The sequence below is a fragment of the Clostridium puniceum genome (genome assembly GCF_002006345.1).
GTDB lineage: Bacteria > Bacillota > Clostridia > Clostridiales > Clostridiaceae > Clostridium > Clostridium puniceum.
This window is the reverse complement of record NZ_LZZM01000011.1, coordinates 45,118-62,214: the sequence shown is the minus strand read 5'-3', so window position 1 is coordinate 62,214 and position 17,097 is coordinate 45,118. Positions and strand designations below refer to the sequence as shown.

11 protein-coding genes are annotated in these 17,097 nt (G+C 29.5%); all 11 read left to right on the top strand.

The window, feature by feature from the left end:
* The first annotated feature begins 32 nt into the window (after nucleotides 1–32).
* The 11 genes from CLPUN_RS00825 (at nucleotide 33) to ilvN (ending at nucleotide 17,041) form a co-directional block, all read left to right on the top strand.
* Complete coding sequence (locus tag CLPUN_RS00825) at nucleotides 33–911, top strand: carbohydrate ABC transporter permease (RefSeq protein ID WP_077845493.1); 879 nt, start codon at nucleotides 33–35, stop codon at nucleotides 909–911.
* Nucleotides 912–975: 64 nt separating this feature from the next.
* Nucleotides 976–2,646: an ABC transporter substrate-binding protein gene (locus CLPUN_RS00820; protein WP_077845492.1), complete on the top strand. Its 1,671-nt coding sequence runs from the start codon at nucleotides 976–978 to the stop codon at nucleotides 2,644–2,646.
* A 358-nt stretch (nucleotides 2,647–3,004) separates the two neighbouring features.
* Entirely contained in the window at nucleotides 3,005–5,353 is a 2,349-nt protein-coding gene (gene yicI, locus CLPUN_RS00815) for an alpha-xylosidase (RefSeq protein ID WP_077845491.1), read from the top strand.
* A 188-nt stretch (nucleotides 5,354–5,541) separates the two neighbouring features.
* Complete coding sequence (locus tag CLPUN_RS00810; RefSeq protein WP_077845490.1) at nucleotides 5,542–7,686, top strand: glycoside hydrolase family 3 C-terminal domain-containing protein; 2,145 nt, start codon at nucleotides 5,542–5,544, stop codon at nucleotides 7,684–7,686.
* Nucleotides 7,687–7,883: 197 nt separating this feature from the next.
* Nucleotides 7,884–10,262 carry a glycoside hydrolase family 95 protein gene (locus CLPUN_RS00805; RefSeq protein WP_077845489.1) on the top strand — a complete coding sequence of 793 codons (2,379 nt, stop codon included), beginning with the start codon at nucleotides 7,884–7,886 and terminating at the stop codon, nucleotides 10,260–10,262.
* A gap of 232 nt (nucleotides 10,263–10,494) precedes the next feature.
* Entirely contained in the window at nucleotides 10,495–12,303 is a 1,809-nt protein-coding gene (locus tag CLPUN_RS00800; protein ID WP_077845488.1) for a cache domain-containing sensor histidine kinase, read from the top strand.
* Nucleotides 12,304–13,818 carry a response regulator gene (locus tag CLPUN_RS00795; protein ID WP_077845487.1) on the top strand — a complete coding sequence of 505 codons (1,515 nt, stop codon included), beginning with the start codon at nucleotides 12,304–12,306 and terminating at the stop codon, nucleotides 13,816–13,818.
* A gap of 99 nt (nucleotides 13,819–13,917) precedes the next feature.
* Nucleotides 13,918–15,234: a hemolysin family protein gene (locus tag CLPUN_RS00790; RefSeq protein ID WP_077845486.1), complete on the top strand. Its 1,317-nt coding sequence runs from the start codon at nucleotides 13,918–13,920 to the stop codon at nucleotides 15,232–15,234.
* 329 nt (nucleotides 15,235–15,563) lie between these two features.
* Entirely contained in the window at nucleotides 15,564–15,983 is a 420-nt protein-coding gene (locus tag CLPUN_RS00785) for a hypothetical protein (protein WP_077845485.1), read from the top strand.
* Nucleotides 15,984–16,290: 307 nt separating this feature from the next.
* Entirely contained in the window at nucleotides 16,291–16,440 is a 150-nt protein-coding gene (locus CLPUN_RS27390) for a hypothetical protein (RefSeq protein ID WP_158078668.1), read from the top strand.
* Between the two features lie 91 nt (nucleotides 16,441–16,531).
* A complete protein-coding gene (gene ilvN, locus CLPUN_RS00780) occupies nucleotides 16,532–17,041 on the top strand; it encodes an acetolactate synthase small subunit (RefSeq protein ID WP_077845484.1) in 510 nt (169 codons plus the stop codon).
* The last annotated feature ends 56 nt before the right edge of the window (nucleotides 17,042–17,097 follow it).

The window sequence follows — 17,097 nt, the reverse complement described above, 5'->3', positions numbered from 1 at the left end:
AATTAACTAAATTTATTTAAGGAGGAAGTCTGATGAGAAAAAAAGTAAAAGTGTTTGATATAGTATTAATAGCGTTTATGACAATTATTGCAATAATAACTATATATCCATTTTTAAATGTTTTAGCTATTTCATTAAATGAAGCTACAGATACAGTTAAAGGTGGAATTCATATATGGCCAAGAGAATTTACGCTGCAAAATTATAAGGAAATATTTAATGGAAGCAGTAAACTTCCAACAGGGTTAATAATATCAGTACTTAGAACTGTAATAGGAACCATAACTGGTGTTTTAGCTAGTGCTATGGTTGCATTTGTAATAAGTAGAAGAGATTTTGTATTTAATAAGCTTGTTACAATATTATTTGTACTTACAATGTATATTGGGGGCGGTCTAATTCCAGAATATATGCTAGTAAAAAATGTTGGATTAATTAATAACTTTGCAGTATATATATTACCTGGTTTAATCAGTGCATTTAATGTAATAGTTATTAGGTCATTTATTGATGGATTACCTCCAGCATTAAATGAATCAGCTATGATAGATGGAGCAAATGATTTTATAGTATTTACAAAGATAATATTACCACTGTGTTTACCAGTAATTGCAACAGTAGCACTTTTTATAGCTGTTAGCCAATGGAATAGTTGGTTTGACACTTATCTTTATGCAAGACAAAATGATGGGTTGACAACACTTCAATACGAACTGATGAAGGTTATGAATAATGCATCTGCTAGTACAAAAGTAGATCCTAATAATCCATTATTACAAGCTTCTAGTGTTAATCCAGAATCGATAAAGATGGCAATAACAATGGTTGCTACAGCTCCAATATTATGCATATATCCTTTTGTACAAAAATATTTTGTTACAGGTATGACCTTAGGAGCTGTAAAAAGTTAAAAATGGGTATATTTAATAATAATATTTTATATTAATACAATTTAAGGGAAGAGGGTAAATATTTATGAAAAAAAATAAAATTTTATCGGTAATAATGTCATTCACTCTAATATCTACTTTAATGGTGGGATGTGGTAATAGTAGTGCACAAAAAACATCTGCTGCTAATAGTGGCGAAATGGATAAAACTCCGGTAACATTAACATTCTTTACTAAAGATGCAACAGAAGATATGCTTTTTGATGATGAAGTTGCTAAAAAGATAACAGAACTCACTGGGGTAACGTTGAAAATAACTCATCCAGTAGCAGGTGATGAACAAGCTATTCCATTAATGATAGCAAGTGGTGATTATCCAGATTTAATTTTTGCTAAAGGGGATACAGGAAAGTTAGTAGACGCTGGTGCTATTATTAAGCTTGATGATTATATTGAAAAGAAAGGCAATAATCTAAAAGCATTATATGGAGATCAATTGAAGAGATTAAAATATAGCTTAGAGGATCAATCAATATATACAGTTGGATCATATGGTGTTCATACAGAAGTATTCGATCCAAATGGTACAATGCAATTACAACATGCAGTTTTAAAAGAACTAGGATATCCACAAATAAAGACATTAGCAGATTATGAAAAAGCTATAAAAGATTACAAAGCAAAATATCCTGAAATCAATGGTAACAAGACCATAGGAATGACATTAATGGCTAGTGATTGGAGATGGTTAACTACTTGTGGAAATATAGCAGGTGCAGTAGCAGGAATTCCAGATGATGGACAATTTAAAATAGATGATGAAACTCAAAAGGCTATATACAAATTCCAATTACCAGAAGTTAAAGAATATTTTAAATGGTTAAATGGTATGAATGCACAAGGATTATTAGATCCAGAATCATTTACACAAAAAGAAGATGCATATCGTGCAAAATTATCTAAAGGAAATGTATTAGGTATTACAGATGCCAAATGGGATTATGATCAAGCAATTAAAACGCTAGTTGCAGCTGGAATGGATGAAAGAACATTTTCACCACTTTCAGTTACCTTAAACGATAAGTGCAAAGATCAATCACTAAGGGATTATGGTTATGCTGGTGGTTATGGAATTGCAATATCTTCAACTAGCAAGAATGCAGACAGAGCGTTCCAATTTCTAAATTGGATGGCGTCAGATGAAGCACAAGTATTAGTAAACTGGGGAATAGAAGGAAAGCATTATAAGGTAGAAAATGGAAAGAGAGTTTTATTACCAGAAATACAACAACAAAGAAATAGCGATAAAGATTTTAAGAAGAAGACTGGTATAGGTTCATATATATATCCATTCCCACAAAGAGGAGATGGAGTCATGGATCCAACTGGAAATCCATATTCAATGAATACTCTAGACATCTATGTTTCAAACTATAATAAGGGTGAAAAAGAAACTTTAGCTGGATACGGTAAGAAGTCTTGGGTAGAATTCTTCCCACCAGCAAAAGAATTTCAACAATCTAAACATGGTCAAGCATGGCAATTTAATGTTCCAAGTGATAGTGATGTAGCTATAATTCAAAAGAAAGCTGATGATTATACTCAAAAAGCTATAACGCAAGCAGTTCTTGGAAGTCCAGAAGCCTTTGATGGAGCTTGGAATAAAATTCAAGAAGATCTTAAGGCTATGGATATTGAAAAACTTAATGATGGAATTAGTAAAATAGCAGCAGAAAAGATCAAGCTTTGGAATTAATAATTAATTAAAATATTTCTTATAAGTATTACTTTAAAACCATCATATAGATTTCTGATAAATTGAAGGAGAGGATAAACAACAAAAGGATTATCCTCTATTTCATTGCATTAAATTATAAAATGTTAATTAACTAATAGTTAGGATAAAATATATGAAATTTCCTTAGCATACGGTTACAAACTCATACTGTATAAAAACAAATTAAATATATATACTGAAATTAAATTTATACATTAAAGTCAGTTCTATATGCCAATTATAATATGGTTTTATTGTGAAATCATTATTTCAACCTATATAAAAAATGAATTAATTAAAAATTATTAGAAAAGACAATATATAAAGGAGTGTTAATATGAAATTTAGTAATGGATGTTGGTTAAACAAATCAGGAGTGCAAACATTTAGTCCACAAGAAATTTATAGCACAAAAATTGAGGAAAATCTGTTAACAGTACATGCACCTTGTAGCAAGATCTATAATAGAGGTTGTACTCTTGGAGGGCCAGTTATAACATATAAAATTTCATCGCCAATGGAAAATGTTATAAGGGTAAGAGCTTATCATTATATGGGAGAAGAAAATAAAAGTCCAAGTTTTGAACTTTATGAAAATAAAAATACTACAGTTTTAATAGAAGAAAATGAAAATAACGTTATATTCAAATCAGGAAATCTTAAGTTAGAATATGATAAAAATACAGTAGAAATGAGTTTTTACAGAGGAAATCAAAAATTAACTTCAAGTAAAAGCAGAGGATTAGCTTATGTAAAAACTGAACCAGAAACTAACTTCTTAGAAGCCTCAGATAAAGGTATTTATATGAGAGAACAGCTGCAATTAGCTGTAGGTGAACTAGTATATGGGTTAGGAGAAAGATTCACTCCATTTGTAAAGAACGGACAAACAATAGAGGTATGGAATGAAGATGGCGGAACAAGTACTGAACAATCTTATAAGAATATTCCATTCTATCTTACTAATAAAGGATATGGTGTATTTGTAAATCATCCAGAAAAGGTTTCTTTTGAAGTGGGATCTGAGAAGGTTACTAAAGTTCAATTTAGTGTACCAGGAGAATGTTTGGATTACTTTATTATTGGTGGAGCTTCAATGAAGGAAGTAATTGAAAACTATACGAGCCTAACAGGAAAACCAGCAATGCCACCAGCGTGGTCATTTGGATTGTGGTTATCTACATCATTTACTACAAACTACGATGAAGCAACTGTAAATGAATTTGTAAATGGAATGAAAGATAGAGATATTCCACTCAGAGTATTCCACTTTGACTGTTTCTGGATGAAGGAATTTAACTGGTGTGATTTTGAATGGGATAACAGAGTATTCCCAGACCCAAAAGGAATGCTTAAAAGATTAAAAGAAAAGGATTTAAATATCTGTGTTTGGATCAATCCATACATAGCACAAGAATCAAAGTTATTTGAAGAAGGAAAAGCAAACGGATATTTCATAAAGAAAGCTAATGGGGATGTATGGCAATGGGATATGTGGCAGCCTGCAATGGCAATTGTAGATTTCACAAATCCAGTAGCATGTACATGGTATTCAGCAAAATTAAAGGAATTAATGGCAATGGGTGTTGACTGCTTCAAGACAGATTTCGGTGAACGTATACCAACAGATGCCGTTTATTTTGATGGTTCAGATCCATATAAAATGCATAATTACTATACTCAAATGTACAATAAAGTAGTATTTGACACTATCAAGGAAATTAAGGGCGAAAATGAAGCAGTTGTATTTGCAAGATCAGCTACAACTGGAGGACAGCAATTCCCTGTACACTGGGGTGGGGATTGTGAATCAGATTATGAATCAATGGCTGAAAGTTTAAGAGGTGGATTATCACTTTGTATGTCAGGTTTTGGATTCTGGAGCCATGATATAGGTGGATTTGAAAGTACATCTACAGCTGATGTTTATAAGAGATGGGTTGCATTTGGATTACTATCATCTCATAGTAGATTGCATGGTAGTACCTCTTATAGAGTTCCATGGGCATATGATGAAGATGCTTCAGAAGTAGTAAAATTCTTTAGTAAATTAAAATGTAGTTTAATGCCATATTTATTTGAAACAGCTAATATAGCTCATACAGTAGGTATTCCAGTAATGAGATCTATGATATTAGAATTCCAAAATGATCCTGCATGTACTTATTTAGATAAACAATATATGCTTGGAGATTCAATATTAATAGCGCCTATATTTAATGAAGATGGAGAAGCTAATTATTATTTACCAGAAGGAACGTGGACAAATTTTATAACAGGTAAGAAGCATGAGGGTGGAAGATGGGTTAAAGAAAATCATGATTATTTGAGCATTCCTATGATGGTAAAGGAAAATAGTTTAATAGCAATAGGACATGAAGATACCGTGCCAGATTATGATTTTAGAGAAGATGTAAAAGTATTAGCTTATGAATTGAAAAACGATGTTAAAGCTACTACAAAAGTTTTAGATATGAGCAGAAATGAAGTGCTTGAAGTTCAAGTATTAAAACATGAAAATACAATAAACATTGAAGCAAGAGGAACTGATAAAGCTTGGACTATAGTTCTAAAAAATGTAGTAAATGTAAAAGAGGTTGAAGGTGCTGAGTTTAAGGTAGATGGAAATGATACTGTGGTAATAGCGAAATCAGGAAACATTAAGATATTGTGTCACCTAGCATAATCAATATAAGGATTTGTAGGGTTTTATTAACTACCACAATAACCAATATAAAATTTACATTAACTATTTGGGGAGCATGTTGAGGATGGGGAAACCTATCCTTAATTAAATAGAATATGAGAACAGTAGCTAAGAATTAGATTGCACAAATAAAAATAACGGAATTGAATTTTAAGGAGGATTTAGTTATGTCTAAGGATATATTAGAGATTGAGAAAAAAATAGAAGAAATAATATCAAAACTTACCTTAGAAGAAAAGAGTGCTATGTGTCACGGAAATGGACTTTTCAGAACTGGGGGAGTTGAAAGACTTAATATACCCCCATTGAAAATGTCTGATGGACCAATGGGGGTAAGAAACGAATTTCCAGATGATAGTTGGATGCCAATAGGTAATTCAGATGATTATACTACTTATCTTCCTTGTAATACAGCATTAGCAGCAACTTGGAACACTAGTTTAGCTCATGAAGCAGGAGTAGTACTCGGAAATGAAGCAAGAGGAAGAGGAAAAGATGTTATCCTTGGACCTGGAATTAATATTATAAGAAGTCCTCTTTGTGGTAGAAACTTTGAGTATATGTCTGAAGATCCATATTTAATAAGTAAACTAGTAGTTCCACTGATTAAGGGGATTCAAGAAAATAATGATGTTGCAGCATGTGTTAAACATTTTGCAGCAAATAATCAAGAAACTGAAAGATTAAAGGTTGAAGTTGAAATAGATGAAAGAACTTTAAGAGAAATATATTTACCGGGTTTTGAAGCAGCAGTAAAGGAAGGAAATTCATATTCGATAATGACTGCCTATAACAAGCTGTATGGATATTACTGTTCTCATAGTGAACAGTTAATTAAGGAAATATTAGAAGAGGAATGGGGATTTGATGGAGTAGTAGTATCAGACTGGGGAGCAGTTCATGATACTGTAGAAGCGGCTAATAGTGGCTTGGATATAGAAATGAATGTGACCTATAACTTTGATGATTATTTTTTTGCCAAACCATTGGTCGAAGCGGTAAAATCAGGAAAAGTAAGCGAAGAAGTAGTTAATGAAAAAATTAGAAGAATTCTAAGAATGATGTATAAGATAAATGCATTTTCAGAAGATAGAAAAAGAGGTATTTATAATTCTTCAAAACATAGAGAGAAAACATTAGAATTGGCTAGAGAATCAATAGTTTTACTTAAAAATGAAAAAAATGTACTGCCATTAAAGGATAACAAAATAAAAACTTTAGCAGTAATAGGTGAAAACGCAAATATAATACATTCAAATGGGGGAGGAAGTGCTGAAATAAAAGCTTTATATGAGGTTACACCATTACTTGGAATTAAGAGCAGATTAGGCGGGCAAACAGAAGTTAAATACGCAAAAGGCTATGATGCAGATAAATCGAAGAAGGAAGCTTTAATAAACGAAGCTGTTGAGCTTGCTAAAATTTCTGATGTTGTAATTATAATTGGTGGCTTGAAGCATACCGATGATGATTTACAATTAGAAAATAATGCACTGACAGTATCAAAGGATCAAGAAATAAAACATTATGTTGACAGTGAAGGTTATGACAAAACAGATTTAAACCTTCCTTATGCTCAAGATGAACTTATTAAGAGCGTATTGGAAGTCAATAAAAATGCAGTTGTGGTAATGCTTAGTGGAGCACCAGTTAAAATGACTGAATGGATAGATGATGTATCTGCTGTAGTTCAAACTTGGTATAACGGAATGGAAGGTGGAAATGCACTTGCAGAAATTCTTTTTGGAGATGTTAGCCCTTCAGGTAAACTTCCGATTACTTTCCCAAGAGCATTAGAAGATTCGCCAGCGCATAAGATAGGAGAATTCCCAGGTGGAAAGACAGTTAAATATACTGAAGGTATTTTTGTTGGGTATAGATATTTCTCAAGTTATGATGTAAAACCATTATTCTGCTTTGGCCATGGACTTTCATATACAGATTTTAAATATGAAGCTTTAGATATATTAATAAATGAAGTACCAGAAGATACTGATATATCAGTGAAGTTTAAAGTGACCAATGCAGGAGATAAAGATGGAGCTGAAGTTCCTCAAATATATGTAAGAGATTTAGATGCATCAGTAGAAAGACCTAAACTAGAATTAAAAGGCTTTGATAAGGTATATTTAAAAGCTTATGAAACTAAAGAAGTTGAAATTAAACTAAATAAGAAGTCATTAGCATTTTATAGTGTAGAAGATAAAAAATGGACTGTTGAACCAGGAACTTTTGAAATTTTTGTAGGTAGTTCTTCAGAAGATATTAGATTAAGGAAAAAATTTAATTTAAATTCAAGCTATAAATTTTAAACAATAGAATATACAGGACATAATAATTAAAATTGATGCCCTTTATGGGTAGCCTGTGGGCAATCAAGGAGAAAGGCTTAAGGCTTTTGAAAATCATGCAGTAATTATGCGACGATTTCATCCTTGATTGTCAATTGTATTTTATAAAAGAACATTTATAAAGAGGGGAAATTCTCGATTGAAAAGGGGGAAGTTAGGTGTGTGGGGATAGAACTAAAGACAGCAGATTAAAATTATGGTATGAAAGTCCGGCTAATGAATGGGTAGAAGCGCTTCCGTTAGGAAATGGAAGGCTTGGAAGTATGGTATTTGGAAATGTTTCTAAGGAAAGAATTCAACTAAATGAGGATACATTGTGGACAGGTATGCCAATTAAAGAAGAAAACTGTGGATTATTTTTAGAAAATTTAAATGAAGTAAGAAATTTAATGTTTCAAGGAGAGTATGTTAAGGGACAAGAAATAATGAATGAAAAATTACTTGGACCTTGGAATGAATCTTATGCTCCTATGGGAAATTTATATTTAGATTTTGAAAATACTGACGCTTATGAGGAATATAAGAGAGAATTAGATTTAGAAGAAGGCCTTGTAAGAGTTAATTATAAGATAAATGGAGTTGAATTTAACAGAACTTTATTTATTTCTGCACCAGATAATGCAATTGTTATAAATCTTACTGCAAGTAAAAAAGGAAAATTAACTTTTTTGGCGTCTTTAGATAGTCTTTTAAGATTTGAAACAAAATCTTTAAATGAAAATTCAATAACATTAACAGGAAAAGCACCAATACATGCAGCACCTTCTTATGTTCAAGAAGAAAATCCGATTATATATGATGAGGAAGGCAAAAAGGGAATGGATTTTCAAATTCTGGTAGATGTAAAAGCTTGTAATGGAAAAGTCAGCTCTGAAAATGGATTTTTAAAAGTTCAAGGAGCAGATAGTGTCTTAATAAAAATTATAGCTCATACAAGCTTTAATGATTTTAAATGTGAGGCTGGAATAGAGGGAAAAGATTCAGAAAAACTTTGTAGTGAAACTTTAGAGAAAATAAAGGAAAAGACTTTTAAAGAGCTTTATTCAGCCCATTTACAAGAATATATAGAATTATTTAACCGAGTGAATTTTAATTTGGGTGAGGATGAAAAGTATAAAATTCCAACAAATAAGAGATTAGAGAAGGTCGTTAATGGTGGAGAGGATTTATCACTAATCCCACTATATTTTCAATATGGAAGATATCTTTTGATGTCAAGTTCTAGGGAAGGAACTCAGCCAGCTAATCTTCAAGGAATTTGGAATGAAGATTTAAGGCCTGCTTGGAGCAGTAATTATACAACAAATATAAATGTTGAAATGAATTATTGGCCAGCGGAAGTATGCAATTTATCTGAATGTCATGAGCCATTATTTAAAATGATAAAAGAAGTATCAGAAGTTGGAGCAGAAACAGCAAAAGTTAGATATGGCTGCAATGGATGGACTGCAAATCATAATATAAATTTATGGAGACAATCAGCACCAGCTGGAGGAAGTGTTGAATGGGCATATTGGCCAATGGCGGGAGCATGGTTATGCAGTCATCTTTGGGAGCACTATGAATTCACTCAAGATAAAAAATTTCTAGAAGAGGTGTACCCAACTATGAGGGGGGCAGCAATCTTTTTATTAGACTGGTTAATAAGTGATGAAAACGGATATTTAGTAACATGTCCATCAATTTCACCGGAAAATAATTTCGTAGCACCAGGTGGAGAAAAATGCTCACCAAGCATTGCTTCTACAATGGATATGGCAATTACAAGAGAGCTATTCACTAACTGTATAAAAACCATAGAAGTTTTAGAAAACGACATAGAATTTAGTGAAAAATTAAAAGATGCTAAAGAAAAATTATATCCATATAAAATAGGAAAACATGGACAGCTGCAAGAATGGTTTAAAGATTTTGATGAATTTGAAATAGGTCACAGACATTTATCCCATTTATTTGGTTTATATCCAGGCAGTGATATAAGTGAGGAAAAGACAAAGGAATTATTTGAAGCGTGCAGAGTATCTTTAGAAAGAAGATTAAGTCATGGCGGTGGTCATACAGGCTGGAGTTGTTCTTGGGTAGTTAATTTATTTGCAAGACTTAAAGATTCAAAAGCTTCATATGAGTATTTAATGGTTTTATTTAGAAAGTTAACTTTTTCAAATTTATTTAATGTATGTCCACCATTTCAAATAGACGGAAACTTTGGTGGAACCGCCGCTATTGCAGAAATGCTTTTGCAAAGTCATGAAGGATATATTGATTTTCTTCCAGCTTTACCTAAAGAATGGGAAAATGGTTGTATAGAAGGCCTTAAAGCTAGAGGTGGTTTTGAAATTAATATGGAATGGAAAAATGGACAATTGCTTAAGGTTAAGATTATATCAAAGTTAAGTAATATATGTAGAATTAAAGTAAATAGAAATATGGTAATTAAAAGAGATTCAACAAAGGTTTATGTTAAGTATATTAAGGAAAATATAATAGAATTTGCAACAAGTGAAAAGGGTGAATATATTATTTGCATAAAAGAATAATCGATTTATAGGAAAGATTTTAAGAAAAATATTAATGATTAAAAATTGTCTAAATTAGGGTTAGCAATTGTTTTTATCATATATAAAATGGGTAAATAAGATGAAAAACGTTTTATTTACCCATTACTATTTATAGTTAATAATTAAATAATTTAAAAGAAATAGAAAATATAGTATACTATTTTGGAAAAGGTTTTCTAAAATTTTAAATTATGAATAATGAGGATTAATTATGAAGCACAACAATTGGAGAATTAAAAATCTAATTAATAATGTGAAGATAAGGAATAAATTAATATTAACTTACCTTATAGTTACCATTGCAACAGTATCTATAGTTGGAACTTATTTAACAACACAAATGACTACTATAGTTGTAAATAGAGCCGTAGATGAAGCTGAAAACAACTCTAAAACAATACAACATAGATTAGAAGAGATTCTTAATTTAACAACAAAGGTATCTGATATGATTTATGGAGATGAGAATTTAAATTCAATTTTAACTAGAAATTATACAAGTTATAATGAAGTTATAGAGACATACTACAATTATTCCGTTCTTAAAAATTATTTGAAGTATTATAGGGAATTTTCAAGTATAACTGTATATGTTGAAAATCCTACACTACTTCCAAATACAGAATTTTTGATGGTTTCGGATACCATAAGAAACGAAGACTGGTATAAAAAAGCTATAGCTAATAGTGGAAAAATAGCATGGAGATATACTAAAGATGAATTCACAAATTTGGAATATTTATCTTTGGTTAGATGTATAAAAGATAATAGAGGCAAACAAACAGGAGTATTAGTAATAAGTATTAATCCAAGCATATTAAAAGGTTTAATAGATACTGACCCATCTAATAATATGATTCTTCTAGATGGACAAACAATTTCGTCCAAGAATAAATATGAAATTGATGAAAAGCAATTAACAAAATATATTATAAAAAAATCTCAGAAAGATGATATTAATGTTTTTAAAACAGAATTTAATAAACAGGAAAGTTATATGATATTAAACTCATTTAAGATAGACAAAACTTTAGAAAATAATTTTAAAATTCTTATTATAGTGCCTATAAATCAAATTACTAACCAAACTAATAAAGTTACAACGAATAGTATAGTAGTAATTTTAATAACAATTATTTTTGCCTTATTTATAATTATATATTTCTCAAAAACAATATCAGAGAGAGTTGATATATTAAGGAGAGAAATGCATAGGGTGGTAAATGGTGATTTCTACATAGTATCGCGTATTGAAGGTAGTGATGAAATAGGGCAGCTATATCAAGATCTAAAGACGATGATAAAAAGTATAAAACAATTAATTGAAGAAGTTTATATTGAAAAAATACAAAAGGAACAATTAAGAGCAAGTCAAAAGGAAGCAGAATTTAAAATGCTTGCGAATCAAATAAATCCTCATTTTCTATATAATACACTTGAAACTATAAGGATGAAGGCATTTTGTAATGGTGATAAGGAAATTGCTGATATAGTGAAGAAACTTGGTAAAATAATGAGAAGAAATCTAGAAGTTAGTGGTAAGAGTGTTAGTCTTAAATCGGAACTTGACCTTATAGAAAGTTATCTTCAAATTCAGGCCATGAGATTTGAAGGAATGGTTAAGTATGAGCTAAATATAGAAAGTTCAGTTAACCAAGATGAATATGAGATATTACCATTGCTACTTCAACCAGTTGTTGAAAATGCATTTGTTCATGGGTTAGAAGAAAAGAGGGAAAAAGGAACAATTATAATAGATATACTAGAAAAGGATGAATGTTTAATAATAAAGATAAACGATAATGGGGTGGGGCTTGAACCGAAAAAATTAGAAAAAATAAACAAAAAATTAGTTTTATCGGAAGAAAACAATGGAAAGAGTATTGGAATGATTAATGTAAATCAAAGAATAAAAATACGTTATGGAAAACAATATGGATTAAATATAGAAAGTGAATTTGGAAAGGGGACAACGGTTACTTTGTCATTACCTATTATAGATAAAACGGAGGTATTATAAATGTTAAATGTTCTAATTATAGATGATGAACCAAATGTTAGGTTAGGGCTTAGAAAAATAATGCCTTGGCAAGAAAATGGATTTCAAGTCTGCGGAGAAGGCCAAGATGCAGAAGATGGGTTTGAAAAGATAATGACGCTTTTACCTGATATTGTGTTGATAGACATAAAACTTCCTGGTAAATTAGGTACAGATGTAATTAAAGAAGCAAGAGAAGCAGGATATGTAGGCAAATTTATAATTGTAAGTGGTTATTCTAACTTTGAATATGCTAAGACAGGAATTAAATATGGAGTAAAATCTTATATTTTAAAACCAGTTGACGAAGATGAACTAATAGATTTATTACTACAATTAAAAACTGAAATAGAAAATGAAAAATTGTGGCAACAAGAAAAGAAAATAGTTCAATATACTAAACTTCATAATTTTATTTTAGATGAAAATGATGAGAGCTTAGAAGAAGATAATCAAATAAAAGAAGAATATAGTAAATATGAAAAATTTAGAGTTGCCTTAATATCAGAAGTTGATGGTTATGATAAAAAAATTAAATTAGAAGAATTAGTTAAAGAACAATTAAAAAGCTATGGAGATGTAGATGTTATTAAAATAGATATGGGAATTTTGATATTATTTAAAGATTTTAATAACAAGCGTATTAATAGCATTGCAAGTGAATTAAAAGGCAAATTAAGTAAAAAATTACATGAAAACATATTTATAACTATAGGTTGTGAAGTTAATAATATAAGAAAGATAAAACAGTCTTATAAAGAAGCAAAAAAATTATTAATAAAAAGGTTTTTATTCCTTGAAAAGGGGATAATATCTAAGAAAAGCGTAGAAAAAATTGATATGAATAAATCATTTAATTTTGATACCGTTGTAGAAAAAATATATAGTTATGTTGAAATTAGTGATGTAGAAAAAATAATTTCAAAATTTAGAGATCTTGAAAAATTGGTTATACAAAGAAATTATTCAGAAGAGCAAATAAAAGTTATGTGTATAAAAATATTCTTAGATTTAAAACAGAAGTTGAACAGTGATTATGATGAAATTGCGATTAAAGCTAATGAAGAAATTATAGAAAATATATATAGCCAAATAAGCTTAAAACATGTAATAGATTATCTTATAGAAAATTTTAATAATATTGCTAATCAAATTGGAGGTACATCCTCAGATAATATTATAAAGAGAGTAATTAACTACATGAATACTAATTATTACAAAGATTTAAAGTTAGAGATATTAGCTGAAATATTCAATTATAATAGTGCATATTTAGGTAAACTTTTTAAAAGCAATGTGGGAGAAAATTTCAATACATACTTAGATAAAATCAGAATAGAAAAGGCCAAGTGTTTTTTAGTAGAAGAAAAGCTTAAGGTTTATCAAGTTTGTGAAAAAGTCGGCTATAAAAATATAGATTATTTCCATAGTAAGTTTAAAAAATATGTAGGTACAAGCCCTTTAAATTATAAAAAACAATGTGATGAAGAAATGTAAAAAATTAATAAACATTCAATGAAATATAACATAAATGTTTTATTTATGTTAATATATATATATAAATAAAAAACATTTATGTTATGGAGGAGAAGGAAGATGGAAGGCGAAGTAGCCCAGACAAATAATATGGTAATGCAAATTATATTTTTAGTTGCATTAACTTTAATCAATGCATTTTTTGCATCGGCAGAAATGGCAATTGTTTCAGTAAACAAAAACAAAATGAAGATGTTAGCAAGTGAGGGAGATAAAAAAGCACAAATTCTTTGCAAGCTGATGGAGGAGCCAACAAAATTTTTATCAACAATTCAAGTAGGAATAACACTCGCAGGTTTTTTTGCCAGTGCTTCTGCAGCCACAGGAATTTCAACACAATTAGGAAAAGCTTTAAACAGTATAAATATACCTTATGGAGATGAAATTGCATTCATAGGAGTTACAATTATATTGTCATATTTTACCTTAGTATTTGGAGAATTGGTTCCAAAGAGAATAGCTTTAAGAAAATCGGAAAGTATAGCTATGTTTTCTCTTAAACCAATAATATTTATTTCTAAGATAGCAGCACCATTTATAAAGGTATTATCATTATCAACATCTTTATTAGTAAAAATTTTAGGATTAGATAGTGAGAATTTAGATGAAATAGTAACAAGAGAAGAGCTTAAATCATTTATAGAAACTGGAGAAGAACAAGGTGCTATAAATGAAAGTGAAAAAGAAATGATTGAGGGAATAATTGAATTTGATAATAAAAAAATTGAAAAAGTGATGACACCTAGAACAAAGGTATATTGTATAAATATCAAAGAACCATTAAATTCTTATTTAGATGAATTATTAGAAATGAGATATTCTAGGGTTCCAGTATATGAAGATGATATAGATAATGTAATGGGTATTTTATATATGAAAGATTTCATTATTGAAGCTAAGGATAAAGGCTTTGATAATGTAGATATTAAGAAGATATTGAAAGAACCATATTTTGTTCATGGAGGCAAGAAGGTGCAGGATTTATTTAAATCACTTCAAGCATCCCAAAGGCATATAGCAATTATAATTGATGAATATGGTGGTTTTTCTGGTATCATAACAATTGAGGATCTCCTAGAAGAAATTGTGGGAGAAATTAATGATGAAGATGATAGTCATGAAGAAACAATTAGAAAGATAGATGAAAATACTTTTTTGGTAGATGGTTTAACAACATTAGAGGAATTAAATGATAAGTTAAATTTAGATATTAAATTAGATGCTGATATTGATACTATAAGTGGATTTCTTATTAATTTAATTGGAAACATACCATCAGAAGAGGATGAAAAAATAATAGAATATAATGATATAACCTTTAAGATAGATAAATTAGGTGATAAGAGAATTGAAACGATTCTTATTAGCAAAACATAATGGCTAAAATGTAAGTAAAGGTATTGTAGATAAAGATGGAATTTTACATAAATAAAGTAAAATTCCATCTTTTTTGCAATAAAATCATTTTAGATGAAGAGAGAAAATCCTCATAAGCATTGATATAACTAACAGTATAATTAATTGCATAGATTAAAAATAGTTTATTGTATATACCAATACATTAGCAAAATTATCGTAAAATATTATGAATAATATTTTATTGATAAGGGATAAATATATATAAGTTGTTTATTTTGGAACGATAAAGTAAGCTGTAAAAGTTAAAAAGAAAAATTTACATACAATATTGATGAAGGGGAGATTATATGGATAGAGAAATATATAATGATTATTTATTAATAATGCCAAGTGGCAGTTGTAAGGGATTTAATGACCTAGAAGGAGTAAAGGCGTATATAAATTTATATTACGAAAAACGATTTGATGATACTCTTCATGAGGATGGATATAATGATGCTACAGAAAGTGGTGGAGATGATCCGAGATTAAATGTATTTACACAATTAGGTGTTGAAGAAGGCAAATGTGAAGTATACAGAACTCAAGATTTTGTTGAAATATTGGATAATGAATTAATATTTGAAGAAGATAAGGAAGAAATAATTTCTAAACTATCAGAAGCAAAAATAAAGTTGAATATATATGATTATGGTTTAGATGAAATCTTAGCACATATTCAAGAAGTTGATGTTATGGAGGATTTTGGAGAGAAGGTAAGAAGCTAGAATAAATATGTTAATATTTATGCAATTAAACTATTAATATGAAATATGCAAATTATCAATCAATACTTAATAAATGAAAAATATAATCAAACAAAACTTAACAATATTAATGAATATTTAAAAAAATAATGATAAAAATGATAAATAGATAATTAGGATATATTTTTAATCAATAAAAAAACCATACTGTAAAATATATTACTAAATTATTGACAATAGTAAAAACGGAGAGTAAAATCTAGAATAACAAGAAAATTTAATAGGTCCTTAAGTATTAAATGCTGAGATGGAGAAAATTATTTAGCAAATGAGTTGCAGAGAGTCGATGGTTGGTGAGAATCGATACTTTAGCTTTAGAGTTATCACTCCTGAGCAGAATCCAGAAAGAGAAAGTAATTTCTTGAGTAAAAGATGTCCGGTGTGCATCCGTTATATGCAAGGGTTTGTTAGAACCTAGTGATATTATATAAGGCGGAATATTATCCCACTTCTTATGATTCATATCATTAAGGGTGGATTTTTTTAACCATTTTTAAGGGGGAGAGGTAATGGAAAAGCATGTATTATCGGCTTTAGTAAAGAATTCATCAGGGGTTTTAAGCAGAGTGAGTGGATTGTTTTCAAGAAGGGGATATAACATTGACAGTTTAACTGTTGGTAGAACTGAAGATCCTTCAATTTCAAGAATGACAATTACTCTTATGGGAGACGAAAATGTATTAGAACAAGTTAAAAAACAATTAAATAAATTAGAAGATGTAGTAAGAGTTATAGATTTTAAAGCAAATGAATCAGTATATAGAGAATTGGTACTTATTAAAGTAAGAGCAAATGCTGAAAATAGAGCAGCAATAAATGAAACTGTAAAGATTTTTAGAAGTAAGATAATAGATCTATCTTCTGATACTTTAACAATAGAATTAACTGGTGATGAAGAAAAAATATCAGCATTAATAAACTTAATGGAAGAATACGGAATAGAAGAATTAGTTAGAACTGGAGTCACAGCACTTCAAAGGGGCGAAAAAACTATAAAAGATTCTGTTGAAACTTATTAAAATAACTTAAATTCAGAAAGCAATGGCAATGAAGCAATAAATTGGGGAAGGGGGAT